Origin of the sequence: Prevotella dentasini JCM 15908, from assembly GCF_000614065.1 — a bacterium.
In the GTDB taxonomy this organism is placed as follows: domain Bacteria; phylum Bacteroidota; class Bacteroidia; order Bacteroidales; family Bacteroidaceae; genus Prevotella; species Prevotella dentasini.
Genome location: NZ_BAKG01000022.1, coordinates 1 through 16,197 on the forward strand (window position 1 = coordinate 1; position 16,197 = coordinate 16,197).

Consider the following 16,197-nt stretch of genomic DNA (forward strand, 5'->3'; position numbering starts at 1 on the left):
AGAACCGGAATCTGACGCTCTATTCAGCTAAGCTACGGAGCCAAATACACTGCAAAGATACACTAAACTTTGGAAAAGACAAAACAAAACCACCTTTTTCTGTACAATCGCATTGCTTTTACCGTACAGGACACAGCAGAACAGACAAATAAAAAGGAAAACAGCCACACATAAAACACCACCAAAAGCCTGTAACAGCAAACCGAAGTGAAGAGACAGCAGTCATGAAGCAATTTAGGGGCAGAAACAAGATACTGCTTCCATTTTCAGAGCAACGGAGAACAACCACACTTTACAGGCTGTTAAACCAGACATACAACAAATCAAGAATACGGAAAAATACTTGATAATCAACCCAGAGCCTGAGGGTGGCTACCCGAAAAACAACAGACGGAACAACTACCATTTGCACTCATTCCATCAGCTCAAAAAGACAGCAAAACGAAAAGTGCCGTTTTCGCATCGTGAAAGTGGCAGTTTGACACAGCGATAGTGTCGGTTTCGCAACGCGAAAGTACCGCTTTCATAAAGTGAAAATGACACTCTCTAAAAATGAAACAAATCTATTCGTTATATCTTTATATGTTTCTGATAAACAGACAGTCATAAAATCATATTCCTGCCTTTGGATTCTGGGCTACCGACAGGGCAAGGAAACTTTGCCGGAGCTGTCGAAACCATGTACCGTCCGCCCCTCATCTGCCTGTCGGAAGGGATATTGCCGGCCGGCTACCGGGTCAGGCTCAGCTTCAGGCTGACGCCGAAGTCGTGGGTCGTCGTAGGATAGCTGCCTGCCGAAAGCAGTGGAGTATTAATCTGGAGATTGTAGTAGACCGCTGCCGTGACGAGGCGGCTGAGCGTGTAGTCGGCCATGAACGCCACCGAGAAGGCCGTGTTGCCGCTCGAGGCGGAGGACGTCAGCGTGGCGATGTCGCGCGTGATGGCTGCCTGACGGACGTAGTGGAGGTCGAAGCGGAGGTTCAGGTCGTGGTTGAATCCCGTGCTCTGCGTAGTCCGGGCAGTCTGGCCGTCCTTGCCGTTCTGCTGGCTGCCGTTGCCGTTGGCCTTGCGGCTGTTCTTCACCAGACGGCGGTTGCGGGGGCCGAAGAGGTTGATGTTGTTCACCCTGTAGCCGAATCCGAGCACCCAGTCTTTCGTGTCCGACTCGTTGAGCTGTACGCTCGTCATCGAGAGCATCAGGTTGCGCGTCTTCTTGTACTCCATCTTGATGGTCAGGTTGTTCTGCATCGTCAGGTCGATGCCCAGCAGCGGAGAGAAGTTCTCGGTGATGCTGACCATCGGGATGTTGAACATGGAGCTTGGGACGGGGTTGCCCGTCGCGGCATCGGCAATGAAGCCGAGGTCGCCCATGTACTCCTGCCACGTGCTGTAGCTCTGGTAGGAGCCTATGGAGAACCGGCTCGAATAGCCGTGGTTGATGTTGACGCTCTTGAAATACTGCTGGAAGAACGGCAGGCGCGACAGGCCGCTGTAGCGTATCGTCCAGTTGGGGAGCAGGCTGCGGAGCTTTGGGAAGAGTCCCAGCCCGTTGCCGCTCATGCCCGTATAGGCATCGAGGAAGGCGGGAATCATCACGTCGGCACTATACTTGTTGACCGCCCCGACGGCAGGGTCGAACTGGCCGCCCCCGAACGATGCAGGGTAGGTTGCGCCCCGATAGCGCGCCTCGACGCGGTCGCGGTAGCCGTCGAGCGAGTTGACGAACTTCTCGAACGCAGCACTGCGGTAGCCGTTGTTGGCGTTGCCCTTCGACTCGAAGGCAGAGCCTATCGAGATGGTCGTCATGGCCATCGTTCCGCTCTGCGTGGTCGGATTGCCGACGTACATGTACTGTATGCTCTTCGACTTGGTCTGTGTCCGGCTCGCGGTGAGGTCTATCTTGAGGTCCTTCACCGGCTCGAGGGTCATGCGCAGCTGCACGTCCTCGGTGTTGTTGGTGGATACCGGCGTCGCCACGCTGTCGTTTATGAGCAGCCATCCGTTCTCCCGCGCCTTGTCTATATAGCCGTCGTCTACCAGACCGAAGGCAAAGTCGAGCCCCGGCGACATGGCCCCGGTTCCCCTCCGCTGCCCGAAGGCATCGCCGACGGTCGGCATGAAGCCCGGCAGCGACATGGAATACTGGTTGCGGTAGGAGACGCTGACGTTGCGTACCATCATCAGCACGCGCGCAATGCACTGCGCCGTCTTGTACCATCCCTTGTCGTCGAGCGGCTCCTTCGGGGTAACGGTGAGCTTGAGGCGGATGGCGGAGTCGGTCTTGTTGAAGAGCTTGATGCTGTTGTCGTCCATCTTCTTCCACTTCAGCTTTACCGTCTTTCCCTCGGCTGTCCTCGTAGAGACGAGTATTCGCTTGGTTTTCTTTCCGTGAGATACGACGAGCGTCGTGTCGGCCTTGATGGTTACCTCCTTCTCGAAGCTCTTCTGGTTCTTCGGAAGCTGCTTTTCCTTGTCGTTCCTTGTCTTGTCCGAACTGCTCAGGCTGGGTTTCGGCTTGTCGCTTCGGTTCAGTTTCTTCTCTCGGGTGGGGGATGTCCTTGCCGACTTGTTGAATCGTTCGTTGGTCTTCTTCAGGAACGGGCTGTGATTGTAGAGCTTCTCCATGTTCAGCGTCCCGTTGATGTTGAGCGAGCGGTTGGTCGTGATGGTGTTGCCGAGCGACGTTCCGTCTTCGAGGTCCGTGCCGCGCACCCACGTATAGGCAGCCGTATAGTTGGCGTCGGCGTTCACCCAGTCGAACGCGGGAATGAGGTTCAGGGGCGACTGGTAGGAAAGGGTGAAGTTCTGCTGATAGTCGAGAGGCGAGCCGAAGTTGCGGATGCTCTGCTTCACGGAGTCTCTCCAAGCATCGTAACGGTCGGGGTAGAGACTCTTGTTGACGGGCGTATAAGGCTCCTCCACCTCGGCATGGGTGGCACTCTGGAAGTTGAGGTGCAGGTTGCGGGTCAGGTCCCACCGCAGGGAAAAGTCGCGGTTCCAGAGGAACTGCTCGTTGAAGGTCAGTGGAAGCATGGAGTTTTCGGTCGACTCCATGTCGCGTTCCTGAAGTTCATAATAGTTGCGCGTCATCTCGGTGTTGAACGCCACGTTCTGCGGAAGCCAGTTCAGCTCGAACCGTCTCAGTATGTCGAACCACTTGGAGCGGCTCTTTATCAGCTTCTTGAAGGGGGCGAATGGCTTGTAGACAGGCGTCCAGCTGTAGTTGAGTGCGCCGCGCCAGTTGTCCTCGTTCTCGTAGACGGTCGTCTCTCCCGACGTATGCGTGTGGGAATGGCTGTAGGAGAAGGAGAAGTTGGCAGGGTCGTAAGGCATCGGATGCCGCTTGGTCTGTATGCCTACACGGACGTTGGAAAGCGAGAAGTTGGTCGTCGTGCGCTTCGTAACGGCTATCGACTCTATGGAGTCGCGCTCTCGCTTGTCTGCTGCCCCGTCGAGGGCATCGGCCAGACGCATGTCGGTGTCGAGCGGATTGTACTTCGGCCTGCTCTCGCTCTTGGTAACGCTATAATATAAAGGTGCGGAAACCTTCGCCTTGTCGGGGAAGAACTTGCCCAGCTCGAGGCTCGTCGTAACGCTCACGTCGGTCATGGTCTCCTGCTGACGCTCGCTGACTCCCTGTTCCAGACCGCCGAAGCCGTCGGTGCTGCGGCTTGCGTTCACGTCGATGGTTCCGAAGTCTGACAACTGGATGTTGAGCTGCCCGCGGGCTGCCCAGCCGCCTTCGTTGTTAAATTCGCGCAGGCGCAGCTCGTTAACCCACACTTCTCCGCTCTTCTCGCTGCCCGCAAGGTTGCGCACACCTATAATCATCGTCTTTACCTCGCCGAGGGTCGGATTACCCATGATGCTGACGCGGTTGGCAGGGTGAGCCTCGTCGTAGACGGAGAACTCGCGGTTGTAGCTTGCCGTACCGTTGGCACGGCCTTGGTTGCGCTGCTTCTTGACGCTCGTGAGGAGGTCGAGCGGAATGTCGAGCATGTTTTCCTCGGGCCACACGGCACGGCAGTCGGCATACGAGTATTGGTCGTAGGGGGTGTCGCGGTGCGGTGTCAGCTTCAGCGGAATTTCGTATTCGTAGTAGTTGTTCTTGTAGTCGGAACCGAGACGGACGAAGACTGCCAGCTGGTTGTCGGTGAGACTGGTCGTGTTCTGCTCCAAGGCGTTGGCATGGACGAACATCTGTAGCCGCTTGTATTGGCGGATGTCGAGGGTCGTATTCTTGTAGACGGCCTTCGATTCGCGGGTTGCCAAGTTGTTCACGGTCATGGCAAGAGACTGCTCGTTGTCCTGAACGAGCTGGGGCTGACTGGGGTCTTGTCCGCGCTCAATGCCGGGAGGGAGGACATAGTTGACTGGTGTCTTGTCATTGTTCTCCTCTATGCTCACTGCGCTGACCACCATCGAACCCGATGTGGCAGCTGCGTTGGTGAGGTTCTGCTGATATTGCCGCCATTTTCCGCTGACGAGGTCGAGCGTCCCGAAGCGGAGAACGACGGGTCTCTCGAAGCCTGAAAGGAACATGCGCATGAATCGGATGCTCGTGAAATCGCTGATGCCGCCCACCCGTTTCTGGTATTCGGTGAGTGGAATACGGAACTGATACCACGTCGCTTCCTCTTTGTTGCCGTTCTGAAGCGTAACAACGCTCGACCGTTTGTCAACGATGTAGTTCTGCCCGACGACGAGGTCTTCGGGCCGGATGCTCACCTTGTATTGGTAGTATTTCTCGTATTCGTTGAGCGTATAGTCCTGATTGATGTCCTCTACGTCGGGAGTCGTCTTGTAGGAGGTGTCGTACCGCTCGTTGTTGTTCTCGTTGTCGGGCGAGTTTCCCTGCGGATTGTTGATGCGCTTGTAGCGGTCAAGGATGGGGGCTTGGATTCTATCCCAGTCCGAACCGCGGAAATAGTGGTAGTCATCGTTCGCCGGATCGGCCCAGATGGAGTCGAACACAGCCTGATTGGTCTTGCTTCGGGCAGCCGTCAGAAAGTCCTGATACGATGCAAACTCCTGTTCTTCCTTGTCGGTAAGCCCGTTGAAGCCCACGTCCTGCAAGGTACGGCTGCCGGCAGTGGTGGCAAAGGCATAGCTGACGGTCGGTTGCGTGGGTATGCGTCCCCATTGTGTCGTCGTCCAAGCATTGCTGCCATCCACGGGCATGCCACTCTCGTAGAACTTCTTTCCGTCGTGGAGCACGTCTTCCGACATCTCTCCCAAATTGATATAGAAGTCGCCGCCATATCGGGAAGCGTCTGCCTGCTGGTTGGAGTAGATGAATGGGTCGAGCATCCAGAACTCTACATACTCGATATTGGCTAATTCAAAGTCATTGGTGTCGAGTTTGCGCATCATCCCTCCCCACTTCGCCTTGGGATTATTGAGAGTTCCGTCAGCGTTGAGGTCGGGATTGAAATTGTACGGGCCACGCTCGGAAGGATAATAAGCCAGATTGAGAACGGAAAGAGTTGATACCGCACCTGAATAATTGCTCTGTTCGCGGTTCGGGAACAGCTCGCGGACAGGCACTTCACGCACGTAATGGTTGGAGAGCTGGTTGAGGTCGCTCTTGATATGTCCCGGTGTGAGCGAACTGCTGCGGCGTGTGAAGAGCGGATCTATGCTGTACCACGCCAAGAGACTGCGGTTATAGCCGCTGCGTAGGGTCGTCTTGTCGCTTGACTCGGGGAAGTCGGTCGGAACACTGGAGATAATCCACGAAGTCGGCCGGCTGACATCTATGGTGCTTTTCGTCTCCTCAAAGTCGTCAAGATAGGACGCATTATCCTGCGTTCCCTTGCTCTGACCTGCTATCAACTGCGCAAACTCGGCAGAAAGCGAGATGTGCGACGGCTGGGTCAGGTGTAGGAAAGGCAGCTTGTCGAGCACATTGGTCAGCCACTGGCTCTCTTTCTTCCAGTTGAGGTTGACGCCCCATATCGTGTTGTTGAGCGGCTCGGCACCCATGTTGACCTTAGTTGTCAGCGGCTGTTCGGACAGGTGCATAATCGTACCGCCCACCTGAAAGTTCTTAGAGAAGTCGTACTCCCAGTTCAAGCCCAGCATCGTCTTGCGTTCCTGCGCCACATAGCTCTGGCTTTCAAGCGATACATTGATGGAAGTACCTGCATCGAGGATGCTCTGGTTGAGTATCGTTACCTCACCGGCACTATAGTCGACGCTGTAGTCTGCCCCTTCGCTGAGCGTAACTCCTCCTGCGGTAACGACAACGGAACCTTGCGGAACGTTGTAGGCACCCAGCGAGATGACGTTGGCACTCGTTCCGCGGAACTGCCCCACAAGCTGAAACTTGTCTTTCTCGGCTATCTGCTTGGCGACGGTCTTGGTAGAGTCGTACAGCTCGGTGAAGGCGTACTTCTTGGCAATTTCTGCGGGATGCCCTTATCTATGAGACTATTATACAGATATGCGCCGAACGGCTCCGCCTCTGGGAAGAAGACGCGTCCGTTACTGATGGTATAGCCCTCCACATAGTCGAAATAGCCATTCGGATGCGGATTGTTGTTGTTGTCGAGACGGTCAGCGCCGAGCAGCCTGATGAGGGTTTGGCTCTTCACCTGCGGTTCGGGAATATAAGAAAGGTACACACCCGTCGTGTCGCTCTGAAATTTCACGTCAAGACGGAACTTGTCTCTCTCCACCGTTCCGCCAAGATAGTAGACGTTCTTCATCATCAAGCCCCAGTTACCTTGGCGTGGATTGTTGCTCGTATTCTTCAGTGCCTTTACCAAGAGAGCCTCCCCGACGTTGGTGCGGTCGCTGGCGAACTCGCCGACCTGATAGGTTACGCCACCGTATGTATATTCGTAGGCCACCGCAAGTACCTGATCGGTCTGCAATCCCATATTCAGCGATACATAGCCAAGGGCACTATTCAGCCGGTATTCCGAACTGTTGAGCAACCGGGCATTGGACAGCTTCTCGTAGTCTGCGCCTCCGGTAAGTCCCAGTCCGTCCAGAATGGTGGCACTCTGGTCAATGTCGCGCACGGCCGGGTTGCCCTGTGCGATGGTAGAATACTCACTATTGGCATTGTTGGAGGGTACGGGCGTGCCGCCACTTCCCCACAAATCCTGCCGGCTGACCCTCTGGCTCTCTCCGAGGTCGGTCAGGGCGACGATGTTGCGCGTATTATTGGTGTTGCCGGTCTTATTAGTTACCCATATTTCCACGCGGCTGATGGTGATGCCCGTGGTCAGGTTGGGGAGCGTCTTCATCGCTGCGTCGTAGCGTTCGCGGAAGTATTGCGAGAGGAAGAAGTGGCGGTTCTCCTCGTAGTCGGCCGCATCCATCTCGAAGGGGGTCAGTTGCTTGCCACCCTTGGAGCTGACACTCTTGTTGGACGACTTCTTCTGCGAGACCACCGTCTGTAGCTTCAGCTTGCCGAACTGCATATCCGTGCGGATGCCGAAGAGTGCGGAAGCACCCTGAACGAGCGAGTTGTTGGACGGGAAGGAAACATTTCCGCCTTCCACGAGCTTGATAATCTCATCTTCTTTCCCCTCGTACTTCAGCTTGAAGTTCTGCGAATCGAAGTCGAAAGTAGCATTGGTGTTGTAGTTCAGGTTCATGTTGACCTTGTCACCCACCTTGCCGTTTACGCTCAGATTGATGTTCTCGTCGAAGTTCATCGTCGTCATCTTGCGGTTGCGGATGGGCAGCGACGGGTTGTCTATGTTCTTTACGGTTGCACCGAACTTCAGTTCAGCCGTTCCCTGTGTCTTGATGCGCACGCCGCCCGGCCCGAATATCTTCTCTGCCGGTCCGAGCGAGAAGTGCATGTCCGTAAAGTCGAACTTCTCCTTTCCCTTCTTTTGTAGTATCTCCTGATTCTTCGAGCGGTAGTACTCGGCAAAACTGCGCTTCTCCGTCCACGCGCGGTACTCCTCGGGAGTCATCATTATAGGGGCCATCACGTAGGAGTTGCCTATTTTGTTGCCTATGACGTATCGGTCGAGCGTGTCATTATACTCCACGGTCTGGCGCATGTTCTCGGGGCGGACAAGGTCGGTGGAGTTCCGGTTGAGGTCGTCGTAGGTAATGGGTGTCGTGCGCTGCACCTTCCATCGGGGATGGAGCAGCGAGTCGGGAATCTCCTCCTCGTCGATTTCCACGTCGGGCAATTTCACCTTCTTGGCCGTATCAACGGGGACAAGAAGCCCCATCGCCTTCTCCAGCGAGGGCACGGCGGAAAGCGGACGTCCCCATACTATCATGCTGACAATTGTCAGCAGCAGGGGGAGCAGGAGCAATATGTATTTTCTTTTTTTCAAGCGAACAACTTTATTTGAGCGGTAACGGGAGTCGGCAGTCAGGGCGAAGAACCGCAGAGAGGCTATTTTATCTGCTTCAGAGCCAGTTTTACCACTTGCTCCACGGGTAGGCTGGGCTGTTCTGCAAGAATGGCCGACACCACCTTGGCAGAGGGTGCAGGCGAGAAGCCCAGCATGGTCAGCGCACTGACCACCTCGTCTCTGACGGCAGTATCCACCGCCGGGGCACCTCCGTCCTTTGTCCCCACGCGGAATTCGTCGGCTATTCCGCTCGACATAATCTTGTCTTTCAGGTCGACGATGATGCGCTGGGCTGTCTTCAGTCCGATGCCCTTCACGCTTTTGAGCATCTTCTCGTCACCGTTGGCAATGACGTTGCAGAGTTCGGCCGGCGTAACGGACGAGAGTATCATCCTTGCCGTGTTTGCCCCTACGCCCGATACGGTTATCAGCATGCGGTAGAGCGCACGCTCCTGCTGGGTGGCAAAGCCGTAGAGCGTGTAGCTGTCGTCGCGTCCACCCGTAACGATGGCTTCATGCACATAGAGCTTTACGCCCTTCGTGCCCTGTATGGCGGTGTACGTATTAAGCGATATGTTCAGCGCATAACCCACCCCGTTGGCATCGACAACAGCCAATGCCGGAGACAGGTCGGCGAGTTCGCCCCTGATATATTCTATCATAATTCAATAACTGTTCCTCCTTGGCCCTGCAAGGATATTCTGTATATACACCTTATCTAACGTGCCCGTTCCCTCTTTATTGTATCGGGGCAGCGAGAAAGCGAAAAAGCTGAATTTCTTTGTCAGCTTAACGGCTTGGTTGTCTTTTCCGGCTGACCGTATAAAAGACTGAAAACCAAAAATCCGATGGTGTCTTTCCCACCATCGGCATTGCCAGTTTACCCGTTTGAGGATATTATCCTGCATCAGCGAACTGGGCAGGAATGGAAACTCAAGAATACCTCCGCCTCCCACGGCAACGCCCGCTCCGCAGACATTCTTCCCTGCCGGGGAAGATGAGGGAGGGGTTTCTATCGGTTGGATATTCCTTACTCCTGCTTCTCAATCTCCGTATTCATGCTGCGGTCGGATATGATTTCGGTCGGGTCGGCATCGATAAAAACCGATGGCGAAGCCTCGCCCAGACTTTTCTTCTTCTTGTTTTCGCGTGCCCCTGCCCTGAGAAGGTTCTTCGCTGCCGTTATGATGCTTGAGCCGCTCTCGGCCGTCGTTATCTTCAGCTTGTTCATGCTCTTCACTACGTCGGCCATCTTCGAGTCTACATCACCAAAGCGTATGGCGAAGTCCTGAGTACGGTCGATAATCTGGTTGGCGGCCTTCATCATGTCTTCCTGATTCTTCAGCTGCCTTACCTGCGTCCACATCAGTTCCAGAATACGCAGATTCATATACATCGTCTGCGGGCCCAATATCAGGACGCCCTTGTCGTAGGCCTCGCGCCAGAGCGAGCCGTCGTTGAGCAGGGCGAGGTTCAGTGCCCCTTCGGTGTGGATATACATGATGACGAAGTTCAGCTTGTTGTACCCCTCCTGCAAGTACTTGCTGTAGTCTTTCCGGGCCAACCGGTCTACCTGTGCGCGGACGCTCATCAGGTGCTGCTTCAGAAACTCGCTCTGCTCCTCCGCCGACTCGCTGTTGACGTAGCGTTCGTAGGCGGTAAAGGACATTTTGGCGTCGACCACCACGTCGCGCTTGTTGGGGAAGTGGAGGATGAAGTCGGGAATCAGCCCCTTCCCCTCGTCGTCCTTGACGAGCTTGCCCAACTTGTCGCGCAGATGGGCCTGCGAGGAGAACTGCTCGCCGTCCTTCAGGCCGAGGTCTTCGAGCAGCTGCCGGAGCTTTAGCTCGCCGAAGTTTCCCTGCACCTTCACCTCGCCCGTGAGGGCGCGGGTCAGCCGGGCAGCCGTCTCGCCGAGGTCCTGACTGTTCTTCATGTTGGCCTGAATGGTGGCGTCGAGCTTGTGTAGAGCCTCCTGATGCTTTTCCTTCGAGTCTTCCAGTGCCTCCTTCATCAGCTTGAGGCTCTGCTGCAACGGGTCAACAATTTTGGAGACCTGCTCCTTATTCTGTTCGCCCAGCTCTTCCTGACGGGCTTTCAGTACCGATTCGGAGGTCGATTTCATCTGTTCCCGAATGAGCGTCAACTGGTCTTCCACCTGCTTTCTGTTCATTTCGCGCAGAGCTTCCAGCTGCTTCTCAGAAGTCTGCTTCACCTGTTCGAGCTGCCGGTTGTAGGATGCCTTCAGTTCCGTCAGCTGACTTTCTGTGTCCTCCCTCATCCGTTCTATCTGAGTTTTGTAGGACGCTTTCAGTTCGGCTATCTCGCGTATGCTCCGCTCTTCCATGGTCTTCTTCTCGTCAGCATGTTCGCTGCGCAGAGTCTCTGCCTGCCTTTCCATGAGCTGTTTCTGCTCTGCGAGCTGTGTCTCGAAGCGTTCGGCTCTCTCGGCCGTCTCCCTTTCGTACCGTTGCAGGGTCTCCGTGCGTTGCTGTTCAGCCTGCCGTCTGTATTCCTCCAGCGAGGCCGCGGCATGCAGGGCGTTCGTCTTCTCCACGTCGCGTTCCGATGTCAGCTGTCTTATCTCCGCCGTCTGCCGCTCAAGGGCGGCTGCCTGCGAGGCCGTCCGTGCGGTCAGCTCGCTGACCTGCGTCCCGAGCGACTCCACCCGTGCCGCGTCGCCGTTATCGGGCACGTTCTTCTTCCCGAGCTGGTAGCCCAGTATCGCCATTACCACCATGCCTATGACGGCTATTACCAAATATGTTCCCATTGTCTGCCTGTGATTTTTTGATGAATAATAAAGCCTGCCCCTGCATCCGGCCGCCCTGTCCCCGTCGGGGCGCAAGGGCTTCGTCGTATTCCCAGACACCGAAGTCTTAGGCAAAGGTACTACAAAAAATGGAATGACAACGTATTTGCCGGGGATAAAATGCAGCTTGCCGGATGCGAAGATAAAATCCTGCCACTCCGCCATTCCGGCAGAACGGCCCGGTGAAAGCGGCACTTTTACCATACGGGTAAGCCCCTTTCGCATAGTGAAAGTGCCGTTTTCGTACAGCCAAAGTTACATTCTCGTTTTTTCTTGTCGCACTTCCAATTTACAAGAGCACATATTCCGCAGGGATTCCCTCTCATCTTCAGGGAGTGCCAAGGAAGATTCTTGCCAGTCATAAATATGCAGACGGAAACGTGCAAGGCAGGACAGAACAAGACAAATAAGCAGCATGATTGCCGGAAGACACAGAGAGGCAGTGAGAGAAAAAAGCAGTAGGAGAGCCAACACTTCCGTTAGCGTTCCCGTGCCGTTCCATTTAGAAAAGGTAGAAGACCATATAGCAATAAAAACAGCCGATTGAAATCAATCGGCTGTCCTTGTTGGGATACCCGGATTCGAACCAGGAATGACAGGACCAGAATCTGTAGTGTTACCATTACACCATATCCCAATAATCGGCAATTCATTTCTGAATTGCGATTGCAAAGGTATAATATTCTTATGGAACCACAAAATATTTTGGAGATTTTTTGCTAAAAATATTTCTGCGCCTTCTTCAAAATGCAAAACGGGGAGACTGGAGACCATTGGTACAGCCTCAACACCGGGTTGATACCGGCTGCATGGCGGTATACTGACAAAACTGCCTGAAAAGCAAAATAAAATGAAAATCCTTTGCACTTCATTCCTTTTGCCGTATCTTTGCACGCTATATAAATAAAAAGAGGTAAACAAGTGAATACAAGGAAAATTTCAATGAACGAAACAAAAAGACTGGTAGAATCAATTACAAATGGTATTCAAGATAAGAAGGGACGTGGCATAGTTATTGCTGACCTTAGGGAAATAGACGGCAGCATTTGCAGCTACTTCATCATCTGCCAAGCAATTCGCCACAGCAGGTGGAGGCCATAGCCGAGTCGGTGGGCGACTATGTACGCGAACATGACGGCGAAAAGCCCGTCAACTGCGTAGGACTGGAGAACGCCCAATGGGTAGCCTTGGACTATGTAGACGTCATGGTTCACATCTTTATTCCCGAGATGCGCGAGTTCTACGACTTGGAGCATCTTTGGGAGGACGCAAGACTGGAGAGAATCCCCGACCTCGACTAACAGCCGGAAACGCTGCCCGAGCTTTGCCGGGCGAGACAGCAAGGTCTCTGCCGGAACGGGAACGCCCTCGCATCCCATACGTCTTCGCGCTACGCTTAACATGCAGAGGCGGATGGTTCCCCTGTCTTTATCATTATTCATTACCAAAAACGATTCAGTAAATGGAGAATCAGAATCCAAACAATCAGCCAAACGGCCCAAAGATGCCCAAGTTCAACATGACTTGGCTCTACATCTTTGCCATTATTGCCATTGCCGTAACCTTCTTTGCCAACAACAACGGCTTGTTGGCTACGGGTGGCGGCATAAAGAAAGACTACACCTCGTTCGTCCAGTATGTCAACAAGGGCTACGCCACGCGAGTTGTCGTAAACAAGAATGAGAGCACGCTGAAGATGTATGTCGGGCCGGAGCATATCAGGGAAATCTTCAAGCAGGGAGTGCAGCAGGTAGGCCCGGCTCCCTACGTAACGGTAGAGATTGGTTCTATTGACAATCTCGAAAACTTCCTCACCCAAGCCGTCAAGAACAAGAAGATAGGTTCCTTCAGTTATGAGAACCAGAAGGGTAGTCTCCTCACGGATATCCTTGTCTCCATACTGCCATGGCTGCTTATCATCGGTGTGTGGATATGGATTATGCGCCGCATGGGAGGCGGTGCAGGAACTGGCGGGGGAGTATTCAGCGTAGGCAAATCGAAAGCCAAACTCTACGAAAAAGCCAACGACCTCGGCGTTACCTTCAAGGACGTAGCCGGACAAGAAGGGGCCAAGCAGGAAGTAGAGGAGATTGTAGAGTTTCTGAAGAACCCGAAGAAGTACACCGAATTGGGCGGAAAGATTCCCAAGGGTGCACTGCTCGTTGGACCTCCGGGAACAGGAAAGACCCTCTTGGCAAAGGCTGTGGCCGGAGAGGCAGGCGTTCCGTTCTTCTCCATGAGCGGTTCGGACTTCGTCGAAATGTTTGTCGGTGTAGGAGCAAGCCGCGTACGCGACGTGTTCCATCAGGCAAAGGAGAAGTCGCCCTGCATCATCTTCATTGACGAAATCGATGCCGTGGGCCGCGCCCGCAGCAAGAACCCGTCCATGGGAGGGAACGACGAGCGCGAAAACACGCTCAATGCGTTGCTGACCGAAATGGACGGCTTCGGAACCAATTCGGGCGTCATCGTCCTCGCCGCTACCAACCGTGTCGACATGCTTGACAAGGCACTGCTGCGTGCCGGACGCTTCGACCGCCAGATACATGTAGACCTGCCCGACCTGCCCGAACGCAAGGCGATATTCCAAGTACACATGAAGCCGCTGAAGCTCGACCAGAGTGTCGATCTTGACCTTTTGGCACGTCAAACTCCGGGATTCTCGGGTGCCGACATTGCCAATGTCTGCAATGAGGCGGCACTCATAGCCGCACGCCACAACAAGGAGGTGGTAGGCAGGCAGGACTTCCTTGATGCCGTTGACCGTATCATCGGTGGTCTGGAGAAGAAAACCAAGATTATGACAGCCGACGAGAAGCGTACCATTGCCCTGCACGAAGCAGGACACGCCACCATCAGCTGGTTCTGCGAGCATGCCAATCCGCTTGTGAAGGTGAGCATCGTGCCGCGCGGACAGGCACTCGGTGCCGCATGGTATCTGCCGGAAGAGCGTCCCATCACTACCAAGGAACAGATGCTCGACGAGATGTGTTCGCTCTTGGGTGGACGCGCTGCCGAGGAGCTTTTCACGGGACACATCTCCACGGGTGCCATGAACGACCTCGAGCGTGCCACCAAGAGTGCCTTCGGCATGATAGCCTACGCCGGCATGAGTGACAGACTGCCCAACATCTGTTACTACAACAACGATGAGTACAACTTCCAGAAGCCCTATTCGGAAACGACCGCCAAGGCCATCGATGAGGAGGTGCTCAAGATGATAAACGGACAATACGACCGTGCAAAGCAGATACTTACCGAACACAAGCGCGAGCACAATGCCTTGGCGCAGCTGCTCATTGAGCGCGAGGTCATCATGGCGGAAGACGCAGAGCGCATATTCGGAAAACGGCAGTGGGTCAGCCGCACGCAGGAGCTGATGGAAGCCGAGGAGAACGCACAGCCGAAACTCGAAGACATGCCTGAAGCGGTCAGACAGGCACAGGCAGAGCACGAGGCTTCGCTGCGAGAGAACAACAACGAACAGGAAACAACGACAAAAACCTCAGACGACGATGTCAGATAAGCAGAAAAACCTCATCACGCGTGCCATCACCGGCGTGCTCTTCGTTGCCATCATGGTGGCAGGCTTCCTGCAGCCACATTACATGGTCGTCCTCTTTGCCATCATCACCGGCATGACACTATGGGAGTACACGGGACTCGTCTCTGACATTCCCGGTGTACGCGTCAACCGCTTCATCTCCACCGTGGCAGGCGTCTACTTCTTCGTCGCCGTTGCAGGCAACCGCCTTGGTTTCGTAGAGGGCTTCAGCATCTTCGTGCCCTATATCCTGACCATCGTCTACCTGCTCGTTTCGGAATTGTATCTGAAGAATGAGCAGCCCGTCAGCAACTGGGCCTACACCATGCTCGGACAGATGTATATCGCACTTCCCTTCTCGCTCATCAACGTACTCGCGTTTCAGGTCAGCGAACATGGCCAGCTGACCATCGACATGCTGCTGCCCCTGAGCATCTTCATCTTCCTTTGGACAAACGACACAGGTGCCTACTGTTCCGGCTCGCTGCTCGGCAGGCATAAGCTATTCCCACGCGTCAGCCCCGGCAAGAGCTGGGAAGGAAGCATCGGCGGCGGCATCCTTGTCTTGGCAGTGGCGGCCCTGATAGGCTACCTGACCAGTCAGAGCAGCACGCCTCACTCGCTGAACATCCCCGAATGGATGGGACTGGGACTTGTCGTGGCCGTTTTCGGAACATGGGGCGACCTTATCGAAAGCCTCTTCAAGCGTACTCTCGGCATCAAGGACAGCGGCAGCATACTGCCCGGCCACGGTGGCATGCTCGATCGTTTCGACTCTTCTCTCCTTGCCATCCCGGCAGCAGTGGTCTACCTCTATTCGCTGACGATGATTTAACGCGGCAACGCACTCCCCCCCTATAGGAATCTGTATCAACACGTGCACCCAAAACATCAAGGGGCGCACGGCTGATACAGTTTTTCATTTCCTCAATATCGCAAACGGGAACTACTTCCCATACGAAGCCTGTCGGCAACGGCAGTCTGTGGTTGCCAGCGGAAAAAGTTTTTATAAGTCAGAGTCTTTTAAGCCTCAGAAATTGAAGATTGTCCTTACATTATTTATATAAAAGGAATGTATGATCAAAGTCGCAAATAGCATACTTTCCAGAACTTCGATATTAGAAGCTCTGAAGGCTATATGATACCTGTTTTTGTTTTCATACCATTTGCTGTCATTTTTAACAATTCACGCAATCGGCAGATATTCTGTACGTTATAGGTCCGACAGGGATGATGGCTTGACAGTAACTTCCTGTCATCCCTTTATTCCTCACTTCCTATTTCCTTTATTTCGCATGCCGGAGTCAGACGATTCGTACACACCAATATCATATACGGGAAACCATACGCAGGCTTTGCATCTCCTCTATCATCACAAAGCTGATTAATATTTGCTTTGGGATTAATGTATAAAAAGGCATTCTGCTGTCGTTGTCCTAATCAAAGTCGCCTATATGAGGCAAGATGGAAACAAAGATGAGCGGTTACAGACCTATTTGCCCGATGCG

6 protein-coding genes, 1 tRNA gene and 1 pseudogene are annotated in these 16,197 nt (G+C 54.1%); 3 read left to right on the forward strand and 5 right to left on the reverse strand.

Annotated features, from left to right (window positions below; all coding sequences use genetic code 11):
* Positions 1-729: 729 nt before the first annotated feature.
* The 5 genes from sov (JCM15908_RS13715) to JCM15908_RS10295 all read right to left on the reverse strand — a co-directional run bounded on the left by sov (JCM15908_RS13715) (position 730) and on the right by JCM15908_RS10295 (position 11,782).
* A complete protein-coding gene (gene sov / locus JCM15908_RS13715) occupies positions 730-6,405 on the reverse strand; it encodes a T9SS outer membrane translocon Sov/SprA (protein ID WP_373277433.1) in 5,676 nt (1,891 codons plus the stop codon).
* Positions 6,342-8,312, reverse strand: coding sequence for a T9SS outer membrane translocon Sov/SprA (gene sov, locus JCM15908_RS15640; RefSeq protein WP_373277431.1), 1,971 nt, complete (start codon positions 8,310-8,312; stop codon positions 6,342-6,344). Before sov (JCM15908_RS15640) ends, sov (JCM15908_RS13715) begins: the two co-directional genes overlap by 64 nt.
* Before the next feature lie 62 nt (positions 8,313-8,374).
* Positions 8,375-8,995, reverse strand: a complete 621-nt coding sequence (gene ruvA, locus JCM15908_RS10275) for a Holliday junction branch migration protein RuvA (RefSeq protein WP_025003256.1) — start codon at positions 8,993-8,995, stop codon at positions 8,375-8,377.
* Between the two features lie 368 nt (positions 8,996-9,363).
* The gene (locus JCM15908_RS10285) at positions 9,364-11,106 is read right to left on the reverse strand and encodes a DNA recombination protein RmuC (protein WP_234396443.1); all 1,743 of its coding nucleotides are present in this window, start codon (positions 11,104-11,106) and stop codon (positions 9,364-9,366) included.
* A 605-nt stretch (positions 11,107-11,711) separates the two neighbouring features.
* Positions 11,712-11,782 (reverse strand) — tRNA-Gln (locus tag JCM15908_RS10295).
* A gap of 305 nt (positions 11,783-12,087) precedes the next feature.
* Between JCM15908_RS10295 and rsfS the strand changes: the two are divergent.
* The 3 genes and pseudogenes from rsfS to JCM15908_RS10310 all read left to right on the forward strand — a co-directional run bounded on the left by rsfS (position 12,088) and on the right by JCM15908_RS10310 (position 15,524).
* A pseudogene (gene rsfS / locus JCM15908_RS13720) lies at positions 12,088-12,446 on the forward strand (ribosome silencing factor).
* Positions 12,447-12,607: 161 nt separating this feature from the next.
* Positions 12,608-14,671, forward strand: coding sequence for an ATP-dependent zinc metalloprotease FtsH (ftsH, locus tag JCM15908_RS10305; RefSeq protein ID WP_025003259.1), 2,064 nt, complete (start codon positions 12,608-12,610; stop codon positions 14,669-14,671).
* On the forward strand, positions 14,661-15,524 hold the full coding sequence (locus JCM15908_RS10310) for a phosphatidate cytidylyltransferase (RefSeq protein ID WP_025003260.1): 864 nt from the start codon (positions 14,661-14,663) through the stop codon (positions 15,522-15,524). The genes ftsH and JCM15908_RS10310 overlap by 11 nt, the downstream gene beginning before the upstream one ends.
* The last annotated feature ends 673 nt before the right edge of the window (positions 15,525-16,197 follow it).

What these genes read in the sequence shown, in the direction of transcription:
- JCM15908_RS10310 (WP_025003260.1), top strand. Translation starts at nt 14,661, where the DNA reads ATGTCAGATAAGCAGAAAAACCTCATCACGCGTGCCATCACCGGCGTG.
- ruvA (WP_025003256.1), bottom strand. Translation starts at nt 8,995, where the DNA reads ATGATAGAATATATCAGGGGCGAACTCGCCGACCTGTCTCCGGCATTG.
- JCM15908_RS10285 (WP_234396443.1), bottom strand. Translation starts at nt 11,106, where the DNA reads ATGGGAACATATTTGGTAATAGCCGTCATAGGCATGGTGGTAATGGCG.
- ftsH (WP_025003259.1), top strand. Translation starts at nt 12,608, where the DNA reads ATGGAGAATCAGAATCCAAACAATCAGCCAAACGGCCCAAAGATGCCC.